This is a genomic window from Streptomyces sp. NPDC008313, from assembly GCF_042956125.1.
Classification (GTDB): Bacteria; Actinomycetota; Actinomycetes; order Streptomycetales; family Streptomycetaceae; genus Streptomyces.
Genome location: NZ_JBIBFR010000020.1, coordinates 54,443 through 67,136, shown reverse-complemented (window position 1 = coordinate 67,136; position 12,694 = coordinate 54,443). Strand labels below are relative to the sequence as shown.

10 protein-coding genes are annotated in these 12,694 nt (G+C 75.2%); 4 read left to right on the top strand and 6 right to left on the bottom strand.

Annotated features, from left to right (window positions below; translation table 11 throughout):
* Window positions 1-32 precede the first annotated feature (32 nt).
* The 5 genes from ACFY93_RS25195 to lxmK are packed head-to-tail and all read right to left on the bottom strand — an operon-like array spanning window position 33 to window position 4,958.
* On the bottom strand, window positions 33-1,043 hold the full coding sequence (locus ACFY93_RS25195; RefSeq protein WP_391363041.1) for a hypothetical protein: 1,011 nt from the start codon (window positions 1,041-1,043) through the stop codon (window positions 33-35).
* Window positions 1,027-1,722, bottom strand: coding sequence for a flavoprotein (locus ACFY93_RS25190; protein ID WP_391363039.1), 696 nt, complete (start codon window positions 1,720-1,722; stop codon window positions 1,027-1,029). Before ACFY93_RS25190 ends, ACFY93_RS25195 begins: the two co-directional genes overlap by 17 nt.
* Window positions 1,715-2,701: an LLM class flavin-dependent oxidoreductase gene (locus tag ACFY93_RS25185; RefSeq protein WP_391363037.1), complete on the bottom strand. Its 987-nt coding sequence runs from the start codon at window positions 2,699-2,701 to the stop codon at window positions 1,715-1,717. The genes ACFY93_RS25190 and ACFY93_RS25185 overlap by 8 nt, the downstream gene beginning before the upstream one ends.
* A 20-nt stretch (window positions 2,702-2,721) precedes the next feature.
* Window positions 2,722-3,810 carry a T3SS effector HopA1 family protein gene (locus tag ACFY93_RS25180; RefSeq protein WP_391363035.1) on the bottom strand — a complete coding sequence of 363 codons (1,089 nt, stop codon included), beginning with the start codon at window positions 3,808-3,810 and terminating at the stop codon, window positions 2,722-2,724.
* Window positions 3,807-4,958 (bottom strand): class V lanthionine synthetase subunit LxmK, encoded by a 1,152-nt coding sequence (gene lxmK / locus ACFY93_RS25175; protein WP_391363033.1) that lies wholly within the window; start codon window positions 4,956-4,958, stop codon window positions 3,807-3,809. Before lxmK ends, ACFY93_RS25180 begins: the two co-directional genes overlap by 4 nt.
* Window positions 4,959-5,111: 153 nt before the next feature.
* On the opposite strand from lxmK, the gene ACFY93_RS25170 reads away from it, so the two are divergent.
* Genes ACFY93_RS25170 through ACFY93_RS25160 form a run of 3 tightly spaced genes read left to right on the top strand, consistent with a single transcriptional unit; the run spans window position 5,112 to window position 9,950 of the window.
* Window positions 5,112-6,974 carry an ABC transporter transmembrane domain-containing protein gene (locus tag ACFY93_RS25170; protein ID WP_391363031.1) on the top strand — a complete coding sequence of 621 codons (1,863 nt, stop codon included), beginning with the start codon at window positions 5,112-5,114 and terminating at the stop codon, window positions 6,972-6,974.
* Entirely contained in the window at window positions 6,967-8,340 is a 1,374-nt protein-coding gene (locus ACFY93_RS25165; RefSeq protein WP_391363022.1) for an insulinase family protein, read from the top strand. Before ACFY93_RS25170 ends, ACFY93_RS25165 begins: the two co-directional genes overlap by 8 nt.
* On the top strand, window positions 8,337-9,950 hold the full coding sequence (locus tag ACFY93_RS25160; protein WP_391363020.1) for an insulinase family protein: 1,614 nt from the start codon (window positions 8,337-8,339) through the stop codon (window positions 9,948-9,950). The genes ACFY93_RS25165 and ACFY93_RS25160 overlap by 4 nt, the downstream gene beginning before the upstream one ends.
* A gap of 115 nt (window positions 9,951-10,065) precedes the next feature.
* Here ACFY93_RS25160 and ACFY93_RS25155 read toward each other — a convergent pair whose 3' ends face one another.
* Complete coding sequence (locus ACFY93_RS25155) at window positions 10,066-11,628, bottom strand: polysaccharide lyase family 1 protein (RefSeq protein ID WP_391363018.1); 1,563 nt, start codon at window positions 11,626-11,628, stop codon at window positions 10,066-10,068.
* Window positions 11,629-11,913: 285 nt separating this feature from the next.
* On the opposite strand from ACFY93_RS25155, the gene ACFY93_RS25150 reads away from it, so the two are divergent.
* Window positions 11,914-12,528, top strand: coding sequence for a TetR family transcriptional regulator (locus ACFY93_RS25150; protein WP_391363016.1), 615 nt, complete (start codon window positions 11,914-11,916; stop codon window positions 12,526-12,528).
* Window positions 12,529-12,694: the final 166 nt, after the last annotated feature.

Below are 12,694 nucleotides of genomic sequence, written 5' to 3'. Positions count from 1 at the left end.
CGGGCAGCGGGGGCCGGCAGTCGCCGGTCGCGTCACCGGCCGTGGGCCGCGCACACCCGGACGGCGTCCCAGCCCGCCTCCGCGTCAGGGCTCTCCGCGGCGTCCGTCGCCTCCGAGACCAGGTCGAGGTAGGTGAGCAGCTGACCGTGCCACGCCACGTACGCGGCGAAGTCGTGGGCGTGGGTGAGCGTGCGCAGGGCGACCGCCCGGCGGGCGGCGGCCGGGGAGGGCTGTCTGCCGTAGTGGTCCAGGAAGGCCCTGGCCAGGGCGACGTGGTCGGCGGGGCCGCAGATCCCCCGGCGGTGTCCGGCGGCCATCTCGGCGAACTCGGCCAGCTGCCAGGCGACGTCGAACTCCCATGAGCCGCCCGTGAGTTCCTCTCCCGTCAGCAGTACCGCGCGGGTCGGTCCCTTCGGCAGGACGAGCGAGCCGAGGGCCGGGCCGCCGTGCAGCAGGACGCGCGGGCCCGGGCCGTGGGCCGCGCTCTCGCTCCACTCGGCGATCCGCCGCAGCCGTCGTTCCCCGAGACGGGAGCGGGCCGCCGTGTGCAGACGCGGTGCCGCGGCGGGGCCGGACCCGGTGGCCAGCCACCGCAGGAGCCGGGCCGGCGCCGGCGGCGGGCCGTGCGCCCCTTCGGGCGCGGGCCGGGCGTGCAGCTTGCGCAGGGTCGCTCCGAGACCGCGGACGGCGTCGCGCACGGCGGCCTGGGCGCGCGGTGCCGGATCGCGGACGACCGCGGCGGCGGAATGGGTGCCGGGCGCGGGATAGCGGAGCACGCCCGGCTGTCCGGGGTCGGGGGTGGCCAGGGCGAGGCCGACCGGGGCGCCGGCGGACGCCGTGCGCACCGCCGCGGCGCCGCGGGCGTCGGGCAGGGGCAGCGGGGCCTCGCGGGCCGGGCCGGGGCGGCGGGCCCACACGTATCCGCCGGTGGGTGCCGTCAGGACGGCGGTGACGATGTGCCGGGTGCCCAGTTCGCGGGCCAGGCGCTCGTCCGGTGCCACCCGGATACCGCTGCCGGGGGCGATGTCAGACCGCGCGGGCATGAGGCGTCCCTTCCGTTCGCCGGACGGCGCCCCGGTGGCGTGCCATCAGATCGAGCAGTGCGGGCAGCGGGGCCGCCGCCGAGGCGTCGTCGCGGCCGGTGGAGGCGCTGCGGCCGGGGTGCGGCGGCGCGACGGTGACGTTGTCGTACCCCTCCAGCGTCCTGAGGTGGCCGCGGTAGGCCGGGCCCGCCTCGGCGCCGGGCGGGAGCGCGGGGGCGATGCCGATGACCGCCCGGGTGCACTGGAGTGCCATGAGGACGGGGGTGTCGGCCAGCCCCTGGGCGAACCGGCCGATGAAGTGCAGTCCCGCCGGATGCACGGCCACCGCGTCGGGCCACTGGGCGAGTTCCACGTGGTCGACGGGCGGCACCGACGGGTCGGCGGTACCCGGCCAGACGTCCAGCAGCACCTCGCTGCCCAGGATCGCTCCGAGGGCGGCCCTGCTGACGAACCGTTCGGCGCTGCGGGTGACGGCGAGGCGGACCTCGGTGGCGGGGCGGGTGACGCGCAGCCAGTTCAGCCAGAACGGCAGGAAGGCCACGCTGAGCGCGCCCGTGCCGAACAGCAGCAGCCGTGACGGCGCCGACGCCGGGTCGCCGGCGGGCGCCGCGGAATGCTCGCGTCGGGTGCCGGCCGTCTCGTCCCGCGTTCCGCTCGTCCGCTGTCCCTGTTCAGCCATGGTGTTCCTCCACCGCCGTGAACACGTCCTCCAGGTCAGTCAGCGCCTCCTGCACGCCGTGGGTGAAGTGGACGCCGCCGACGTTGAGGATCACCTCGTCGATGCCGGCCTCGCGGTGCCGGGCCAGTTCGCGGGCGATGTGCGCGGGGTCGCCGTAGACGAACACTCCGGCGTCGACCAGTTGCTTGGCCTTGACGGACAGCTCGTCCTCGGCGCGTACGGTCAGGCCCGCGCGGCGCAGCATGTCCAGGTAGTGCGGGGCGGACAGGTGGGCGGCGAGGACGGTCCCGGCGATGCGGGCGGGGTCGCGTCCCGGGCGGTCGACGGCGAGGTGGACCACGGTGGCCACCCGAGGGGGCCGCCGGTCGCCCGCGCCGTCCCGCAGCGCGGGGACGAGGGTGTCCCGCACGTACGCGGCGGGGGTGAGCCAGGTGATGGCGACGTCGGCGACGGGGGCGGCGGACCTGGCCATGGCGGGGCGCAGCACGCCCGCGCCGACCTCGACGGCCGGGTGCGGGCGGGTGGGTGTCAGCGCGGTGCGCAGGTGGTGGTACTCGCCCGCCAGATCGGCCGTCCCGCCGTCGAGCAGGGTGCGGGCGGCGGTGAGGAACTCGGCGGCCGCGGTGCGCGGGCTGCGGTAGGGCGTGCCGCGCAGCGAGGCCACGAAGCCGGGGGTGGCGGTGCCGTAGCCCATGACGACGGGGCGGCCGGTGATCAGTGCCAGGGAGCGGGCCTGGACGGCGGCGTCGTAGGGGGTGCGCAGCGCGGTCAGGGAGACGCCGGTGCCGACCGGCAGGCGCAGTCCGCGTCCGGCGAGGTGGGCGAAGAGCTGGAGGGCGTCGAGGCGCAGTGACTGCCCGGTCCACAGGCGGCGGGCGCGGCGCCGGGACGCCAGTTCGGCGTAGGGCAGGGCGTCGTCGACGCAGTCGGGCTGGAGCGGGATCATCACGGCGGGTCTGGCCCGCGGGGAAATGGCCATGACAGGGTTCCAATCGTCGTTCAGCGCCCGGCGGTCACGCGTGGCTGTGCCGGGGCCGGCGGGCTCGTTCGCGTCCGTGAGGGCCGTCCGGGCGCGGGGGCCGCCGTGGGTGCGGGCGTCGGTGCGGACGTCGGTGCGGGCAGCACCTCGCGGGGGGAGGTGACGTTGTGGGCCGGGTCGGCGGGGTCGGCGCCGGCTTCGAGGAGGCAGTCGTGGACGGCCCGCTCCCGGCTGCGGGCGGTGGGGTCGAGGGCGTGCTCGACGAGTCCGGCGGCCAGGGCGGCGGCCCGGTGTTCGCCGAAGCTGACCCGGCGCATACCGGGGCGTGCGTCGTCGGGTTCCCAGGCCGCCCCGACGCCGGGGGCGAGTCGCCGTACGAAGGCGGAGACGGGGCCGCCGATTCCGGGAAGGCTGCGGGCGGCGTCGGCGAGGAGCTCCGCCGCGTCCCAGCTCTCCGGGCCGAGGTAGACGACGCAGGCGTCCTGGCGGGGGTAGCCGGTGCGGGAGGAAAGGATCTTGGCCCGGTACGGGAGCTGTTCGCCCTCCAGAAGGCCCAGCACGTCCGCCCAGACGCGCGGTGCCGCCTCGGGGCCGGTGACGTGCAGATAGACCCGGAGGGTGCCGGTGGGGCGGACGCGGGCGGGCACGCTGCCCTCGCACAGGAAGAAGCCGGGGGACACGGCGGGGCGGGCGGCGTCCAGGCGGACCGCAACGCGGCCGGAGGTCCCGGCGCGGATGGTGTCCACGCGTTCCCGGGGCACCGTCACCCGGACGCCGTCCAGCACGACGGGGACGCCGGACTCGTCGCCGTCGCCGAGGAGTTCGACGACGCGGGTGACGTGCCGGTGCGGCATGGCCTCGCGCAGCCGGGCCTCGAGGGCGGGGTCCGGCAGCGACCTGGGGGCAGGCGCCCCCGTGTCGTCGTCGGTGCGGCCCATGTGGTGGCGGCGGTAGAACGCGGCGGCGAGCGCGGCGCGCAGGGCGCGCGGGTCGTCGGCGGTCACCTCCCGTCCGGAGGTCACGGCGCTCGTGGCGCCGGCGCCGACGGTGGTCTCGTCGAGGATCCGCAGGACCGAGGGGGCCAGCGAGGCGGGTGCGGTGGTGTTCATGCCTGGGTTCCCTCCCAGCCGAGTACGGATACGAAGGCGTCCGGGGCGAGCAGGGCGGTGCGGCCGATGCCGGCGGCGGCGCGTTCGGCGGCGCCCAGGCGCGCGCTGCGCTCGGCCGAGGCGAGGAGCCGGTCGAGCAGGTGCCAGCCGGCGAACGCGGTGGCCCGTACGAGCAGGTCCGGGTCCTGTGCGACGGCGTCGGGCCGCGCCTTCGTGTAGCCGTCGTGGAAGGCGCCGATCAGCGGGGTGACGCGGGCCAGTTCGGCGGTGCCGGTGGCGACGACCTCGTCGTGCGAGACGGGCTCCCCGGGTGAGCGGTGCAGGCCCGCGGGCATCTTGAGCACCGCCCGGTGGAGCCATTCACCGGCGAAGCCTCCGAGGTCGCGGGCGGGATCGCCGAGGCGGAACTCCTCCCAGTCCGTCAGCAGCACGGTCCCGTCGGGCGCGGTGAGGAACTGGTCCAGGCGCAGGTCGCCGTGGATGGGGGCGCGGGGTGCGCGTGCCTCGTCGGCCCTGAGGCCGCGCAGCGCCTCGTGCAGCGCGCTGTCGCCCTGCAGCAGCCGCCACGCCTCCAGGGCCCCGGCGCTCGCCCGGGTGTAGAGGGCCCACGGCAGGGCCCGCAGGTGGCCGAGGGGCGGCAGGGGCGGCGGCGCGTCCTCGATGCCCTCGCGGTCGGCGGGCCGCAGGGCGTGCAGCGTGGCGACGATCCGGCCGGCCCGCCGTGCGAGGGCGGTGTCGAACGCGTCGCGGGCGGCCAGGTCGCTGCCCGGGGACGCGTCCTGCACCAGGTCGAAGGCCAGGAGCCGGGCCGTCTCGTCGGAGCCGATCAGACGGGGGCGGGGAAGGTGGTGGGCACCGTCGGCCGTGGCCTCGGCCACGGCCCGTTCGAAGCGGAGCACCCTGCGGAAGCGGCGCAGCGACTCAGCGGCCTCCCCGCCGATGCGCTTGACGAAGACCGGGCGGCCCAGGGTGGTGGTGCCCGCCCAGTTGTCGTTGCGGCCGGGGAAGGCGCTGACCGTCTCGGGGGTCAGGGTCCCCGCTCCCAGGCGCTCCAGGAGGCCCGGTACGGCGGGGAAGTCGGACAGGTCCGCTGGGGCGATCCGACGGCGGGCGTGCTCGTCCGTCCTCGCCATGGTGTCGACTGTCATGACGGGACCGTAGCGCCGCCCCTCCCCAGCGTGTCAAGAAAGACGACAGGCTTGACATGAAACTTGACAAGGACGGGGTGTGATCGGGTATCACAGTCGGTGCCCCCCGCGGTCTCCCGCCGCGGAGGCCGGCGACCCGACGGAGGAGCAGCCATGTCGGCCCATCAGATGACCCCAGAACCCCCGCGTCCTCGTCTGCGCGTGCTGCGCCAGGTGGCCCGGGACACCAGGAACACCGTCCCCGCCATCCTCCTGGCCCTGGCCGCGACCGGCGCGACGCTGACCGTGCCCCTGGTGGTGCGCCGTATCGTCGGCGGCTTCTCCCAGCAGCATTCCGTGACAGGTTCTGTCATGCTGATGACCTCGCTCGCGCTGGCCGGCGCGGTGGCGTCGGCCCTCTCGTCGTTCTGCCTGGCGCGGGCAGGCGAGTCCATGGTGCTGACCGTCCGGCAGCGGGTGGTGGCCCACGCGATGCGCCTGCCGCTGTCGGGTGCCCGCAGGGTCGGCTCGGGCGAACTGGTCGCCCGGGTCACGTCGGACTCCGGTCAGCTGCGCTCGGTGGTCGACATCGGCGTCACCCAGCTGCCGATGGCCGCCCTCACGGTGACCGCCACGCTGATCATCATGGGTCTGCTCGACTGGGTGCTCCTGCTCGTCGTGCTGGGCACCTTCTCGGCGGCCGGGCTGGCGATCACCGTGTTCATCAAGGGCATCCGGCGCAGCACCGCCGCCCAGCAGGAGGCGCTCGGCGAACTCGCGCAGCGTTTCACCTCCGCGCTCGGCGCCCTCGCCACCGTCAAGGCCTGCCGCGCGGAGGCCCAGGTCACGGGGGCCATCGACGCGGACGCCGCGACGGCCGCCGGGTCCGCGGTCGCCGCGGCCAGGCGTCAGGCGTTCGTCACCCCCATCATGGGGCTCGGCCAGCAACTGGCCCTGATCGGAGTGGTGCTGGGCAGCGGGGCCCGGCTGGCCTCCGGCTCGCTCAGCATCGCCGAGTTCGCCGCGTTCCTGCTGTACCTGCTGCAACTCGTCGCCCCGCTCACCCTGGTGGCCAGCGGCATCGCGCGGCTCCAGCTCGGCTTCGCCGCACAGTCGCGGATCGAGGACGTCCTCGCCGAGGGGACCGAGGACACGGTCCACGGGCCGCACCCGCACCAGGGACCCCGCCGCACACCGGCCCCGGACCCCGGCGGCCGCTCGGACACCTCCACGAGCCCCGTCGCCCTCGTCACCCCCGGCGCGCCCGCCGGCTCGGGCGACCCAGCCGGGCCCGCGATCGAGTTCCACCAGGTGACGTTCAGCCACGACGGGACCCGGCGGGCCGCCGACGGCCTGTCCTTCACGGTGCCCCGGCTCGGGATCACCGCGCTCGTCGGCCCCTCGGGGGCCGGGAAGACGACGGCGCTGAACCTGGTGGAGCGCTTCCTCGTGCCCGAGAGCGGCGCCGTCCGGGTCCTCGGCCGTGACACCACCCGCTGGCCGCTGGCCGAACTGCGCGGCCGTGTCACCTACCTCGACCAGGCGTTCACCCTCCTCGAAGGCACCGTCAGGGACAACCTGCTGCTCGGCCGCACCGCACCCGCCTCGGACAACAGTCTGTGGGAGGCGCTGCGCGCGGTGGGACTCGACGAGGCGGTCGCCCTCCTGCCCCAGGGGCTCGACACCACCGTGGGCCGCGGCGACGACCTCTCGGGCGGCCAGCGGCAGCGGCTGGCGCTCGCCCGTGTCCTGCTCACCGACGCCCCGGTGGTCCTCCTGGACGAACCGACCTCCCAGCTCGACAGCATCAACGAGAACCGGCTGCGCGAGGTGGTCGACCGCCTGTCCCGGGACCGCGCGGTGGTCGTCGTGGCGCACCGCATCTCGACCGTCCGCCAGGCCCAGCACATCGTGGTCCTGGACGAGGGCCGCTGCCTCGACGCGGGCCCGCACGACCGGCTCCTCGACCGCTGCGGCATGTACGCGGAGCTGGTCCGGGGCCAGCGGCTGGGACTGCGGGTGGGCGCGGGTGTCTGACACGACATACGTGCCGTCCGCGCCCGCGAACGCCACCGGCCGGGACACAACCGGTCGGAACACCACGGGCCGGGACGCCACCGGCCGCCTCCGGCGGTTCACGCTGCCCAACGGCCTGCGGGTGGTGCTCGCGCCCGAACAGGGCACCGGCGTCTGCGCCGTCGGCCTGCGCTACGGCGTGGGGTTCCGCTCGGACCCGCCGGGCCGGGCCGGGCTCGCGCACCTCCTCGAACACCTGATGTTCCGCAGACGCCCCGGCACCCCCGGCGGCGCCGAACACGCCGGCGGCTACGCCAACGCGGCCACCGGCCAGGACTCCACCGACTTCCACCAGGTCGTCCCCGCCGGGATGCTGCCCGGCGCGCTGGCCGCGGAACGCGACCGGATGGCGGGCCCCCTACCGAGCGCGGCGGCGCTCGCCACCGAGCGGGACGTCGTCGCCGAGGAGATCCGGCGCAACGTCACCGGCCGCCCGTACGGCGGATTCCCCAAGTCCCTGCTGCCCCCGCTGCTCTACCGCCACTACGCGCACACCCACGACGGCTACGGCGACACGGCGGCGCTCGCCCGGGTCACCCCGGAGGAGTGCCGCGACTTCTTCCACCGGCACCACACCCCCGGCAACGCCGTCCTCACCGTCGTCGGCGCCTTCGATCCCGAGGCCGTACGGCGGCTGGTCCGGCGGCGGTTCGGCGACCTTCCGGCGCGGACGCCACCCCCGGAAACCGCCCCGCCCGAGCCGGAACTCGTCAGTGACCGGTACGGCCGGCACACCGACCCGCTGGCCCCGCTGCCCGCCGTCTGCGTCGGCTACCGGCTGCCCGACCCCACCGCCGACCTGACCGGCTACCTCGCCCACGTGCTCCTCGCGGCCCTGGTGGAACAGCGCCTGCGCGTCAGGCTGGTGACGCGCGAGAACACGGCGGTGGCGGTGACGGCCGGCTGCGGACTCGTCGGCGGGGCCTTCGCCGCACGCCACCCGGTCACCCTCACCTGCACCGTCACCCACACCGAGGCGACCGGCACGGCCGAGGTCGTCGGCGCCCTCGACACCGAGCTCGCCGCGCTGGCGGCCCACGGCCCGGCCCCCGACGAACTCCTCATCGTCGCCAACCGGTGGATCGGCGCCCTGCTGCGCCACCACGACGCACCGCACGTCCGGGCACGTTCCCTCGGCGCCTTCGAACTGCTCCACGCCGACGCGACCCTTTACACACGCGTCCCCCGCCTGCTGGCCACGACCACGCCCGCCGCCGCGGCCGAAGCCGCACGACGGCTGCGCGACGCGCACCGCGCCGTCCTCACCCTGCGACCCCGGGACCGCCGCACCCCCACCCCGCTCCCCCACCGTGAGGTCCTCGGATGACGACCGGCAGGACGATCAGCACCGCCGTGGGTTCGGGCGACCGCCGCACCGGCCGCGTACGGCCTCACATCGCCGCCCCTGCTCCGCAGCCACCGCAACTCCCGCTGAGCGCGGACGCCCGCCTCCCCAACGGCCTGTGGGTGACCGCCGTGCGGCTGGCGACGGTGGCCCGCGTCGAGGTGCGGCTCACGCTGCCCCTCGGTCCCGGAGGTCCGGCCCCGGCAGCGGTGCACTCCGCGCGTGCGGCCGTCCTCGCCGCCTGTGTGCTGCGCGGCGTCACCCGGGCGGACGGCACCCCCGTCGAGACCGCCCTCGGGAGGATCGGCGGCGACGTCGTCCCGCTGGTGGGCGGCGGCTGCCTGGCCCTGCGGGGCGGCGTGCTGGCGGACGGTCTGGACGTGCTGCTGCGCACCCTGGCCGACGCGCTGTCCTCCCCGGAGCGCCCGGAGACCGAGGTGACGGCCGCGCGCACCGTACTGGGCGGTCAGACGGCCGTGGCCCGGACGCGTCCCGCCGTGGCCGCCCACGCCCTGCTGTGCCGGCACGCCCCCGGCTGGGCGGGAGACCCGCAGGAGCCGCCGGCGCCCGAGCTGATCGCCGCGGTCACGCCCGCCCAGGTACGGGAGTCGCACGCCCGGATACTCGTGCCGGCGCGCGCACGGCTCGTCCTGGTCGGCGACCTGGACCCGGAAGCGGCCGTGCACACCGTCCGGGAGGCTTTCGCGGGGTGGTCCGCCGACGACGCCCCGGGACCGGCCGTACGGCGCAGGAACGAGGGCTCGGATGCGGGCCCGGGCAGGGGCGGGGGCGGGGGATCGGAGGCGGGCGTGGACGCGGGGTCTGCGGGCTGGGACAAGGGCTCGGATGCGGGCCGGGACAAGGGCTCGGACGTGCCTCGCCCGCACTCGCCCGGCGACGGCTCCTCCCCGGTCCGGACGATCGGGCTGCATCCCGCGGTACGGGAGGGCACCGCGCAGGTACGGCTGTGCGCCGCGCGCGACGACGAACCGCTCACCCCGGCCCTGCGCCTGGCGGCCCTCGTCCTCGGCGGTCACGCGGAGTCCCGGCTCGTCGCCCGCCTGCGGCAACGCCACGGGTACACGTACGCCGTCCGGTGCCGGCCGGAGCCCTGGCCGCCGGAGGGCCCGGCGACGGTGACGCCGTCGTGGCAGGCGGATCCCCTTCCTCCGCCCGCTCCGTCACCGGGCCACCGTCTGCTCGTCGAGGCGGACACCGCGCCCGGCAAGGCCCACGCCCTGCTGGAAGCGCTGGGCGAGGAGCTGGCCCGGATGGCGGCGGATCCGCCCTCCGCCGCCGAAGTGGCCCTGGCCCTCGCCCACTTCACCGGCGCCTCGCTGACCACGTGGGCGACCCAGGCGGGCCTGGCGGACGCGCTGGCCCATCACCTCGGGCCACGGCAGCCCGCGGGTCCGGCACACCTGTGGGAACTGGTCGAGGACCTGCGCCGCGCTCCGGCCGACGCCGTCGCGGCCGCCGGCGCCGCCTTCCGCCCCGCCCGGTTCACGGGTGTGGTGATCGGCGCGGAGGGTCCGCCGCCCGCGACGAGCCGTCACTGGACGTTCGGCCAGGTGCGCGAAGCGGGCGGCTGAGCACCGGATTCCGCACGCCGCCGGGCGGTTTCCGCACGCGCCCGGGCCCCCTGTACGCGCCCGGAACCGCCCGGCGGCGTGCCCGGGCGGTTCCGTACCCTGTCCGCGCGCGTCCTCAGCCGGCGTAGGTCTCGAACTCGGCGACCTTCGGCGTGCCGGACGAGCTGGTGATCTCGAAGGTGATCTTCCGCAGGGAGGTCTGCGGGACGTCGATGGCACCGGCCCCGCTGCCGGAGGCCAGGACGGCCCCGGTGTCGGCGTCCAGGACCCTCCAGGAACCGATCGTGCCCGCGGAGCCGGAGGCCTCCTCGACGGCGATGGCGGAGACGGTGGTGGCGGAGCCCCACTTGATCGAGACGGAACCGGTCGAACCGGCCGGCGACCAGTAGGTGTTCAGGTCACCGTCCCTGACGTTGCCGTAGCTCGTCCCGTCGGCCTTGCTGGAGCCGTCGGAACCGGCCCCGATGCTGAGATTCGTCCCGCTGGGCTGGGTCGGGTCCGGCGTCGGGTCGGTCGGGTCCGGCGTGGGGTCCGTCGGGTCCGGCGTGGGGTCGGTCGGGGTCTGCGGCGAACAGTTGCCGTCCGAAACCTTCAGCCCCTTGCCGGCGCCAGCCGTCCGGCTCACGATCTCCGGTACGCAGGCGGCCCCGTCCAGGGTGTACGCGTAGGGGATGCTGACGGTGGTGTTGGACCGCGGGTCCGGTCCTGCGGGGTTGTTGTCCTCGCCGGGTTCGGACCAGGTCACGTTGTCGAACGTGTTGCCACTGACCTGCCAGTAGCCGGCCGCGTCGGTGTAGAAGGTGCCGAGGACGTCCTTGGAGTCCTTGAAGTAGTTGTTGTCCACCCTGGCCCTGGCACCGGCGCGGGAGTTGATGCCTGACTTGGTGAGGCCCACGTAGTAGTTGTTGTAGATGTGGGCGATGCCGCCGCGCAGCAGGGGCGCACGGGAGTCGATGTTCTCGTACAGGTTGTGGTGGAACGTGACGAAGCCGTTCGAGCGGTCGCTCTCGCTCGAGCCGATGAGGCCGCCGCGGCCGGAGTTGCGCAGCGTGCTGTAGGACAGCGTCACGTACTGGGTGTTGTCCTTCATGTCGAAGAGGCCGTCGAAGCCCTCCGACTCCCCGCCCGACGCCTCCAGGGTGGCGTGGTCGACCCAGACGTTGCGGACGTCGCTCTCCATGCCGATGGCGTCTCCGCCGTTGGAGGTCGGTGAGCCCGACTTCTTGACGTTCCGCACGGTCACGTTCTGGATGACGATGTTGCTGGACTCCCTGATGTGGATGCCCAGTTGGTCGAAGACCGCTCCGTTACCGACGCCGACGATGGTGACGTTGCTGATCTGCTTGAGCTCGATCTTGTCCTCTGCGGTGCTGCAGCTGTTCCCCGACACCTTGCTGGTGTTGCCGTGGTTGATGGTGCCCTCGACCTGGATGGTGATCGGGGTGCTGCTGCCGGCCCGGCCGCAGAGGGCCTGGTGGATGGCCGTGCCGGTGGTGGCGCGGACGGTCTGTCCGCCCGCGCCGCCGGTGGTGCCGCCGTTCTGGGTCGCGTAGCCGGTGGCGCCGGTGGCCGCCGCCGACGCCTCGGGCGTCGACAGCGACAGCGCCGCGCCGGCCCCGGCCGCGAGCGCCAGCGTGGCGAGCGCCGCGTTGAGCCGCAGTGCGACTGGTCTCCTCATGGGTCGTCTCCTGTTCACGGGCCCTTATGCCATGATCATGACATCTTCAGGACGGGAAGCGGGATGGAAGGCAGGATGGAAAGCGCTTTCTCGCGGCGAGAATAGGGTGCGCTCCACCAGGCTGACAAGGTGCCGGACATCGACAGAATGCGCTTACCCTGAACCCGAGTTGGCGCCAGGCGCTCCGCGGGGCGGCCCACCGAGGCGGGCTACCCTGAGGCAGATGGAACGGCGTTCCGCCTGACACAATGCGGAACCTCGTTCCGACCAGCGAGGGAGAGCACCGTGGACGATCACCCGGCACAGGAGGGGCAGCCGAAGCGCCGCGTGCGCGCGGACGCGCAGCGCAGCATCGACACTCTGCTCAGCGCGGCCGCCGAGGTGTTCACCACGTCCGGCGTGGACGCCCCCGTACGCGAGATCACCGCCAGGGCGGGGGTCGGCGCGGGCACCCTCTACCGGCACTTCCCGCAGCGCTCGGACCTCATCGCCGCCGTCTTCCGCCACGAGGTCGACGGCTGCGCCGACGACGCCGCCTCCCTCGCGGCCCGGCGGGAGCCGGTGGAGGCGCTCACCCAGTGGCTGCGGCGCTTCTCCGGCTTCATCGCCACCAAGCGGGGGCTCAGTGCCGCCCTGCATTCCGGCGACCCCGCGTACGACAGCCTGCCCTCCTACTTCGAGCAGCGCTTCGTGCCTGTCCTCGGCGGACTGCTCGACACCGCGGCGCGGGCCGGCCACGTGCGCACCGACATCGATCCCGAGGATCTGCTGCGCGCGGTGGCCAATGTGACCCTGCCCGCCCAGGAGGACGGCGGCCACACCGCGCGCATGATCGCCCTGCTCGTCGACGGACTCCGCTACGGCGCCGGTACGGGGCCGGCTGAACGGCCGGGCGGCTGAGCAGGCCTCTTTGACGCGGACGCACACGGGGGAACTCGGCACCCAGCCGTGGTCCGGAGCCGCTCGCCGGGTGGCTCCGGACGAGGCGCCCGGTCACCGGCCGGCGCGGGGGCCGCGACGTCGAGGGTGCCGCTCACCCCGGCCGTTGTGACCTCCCCCACCCTTG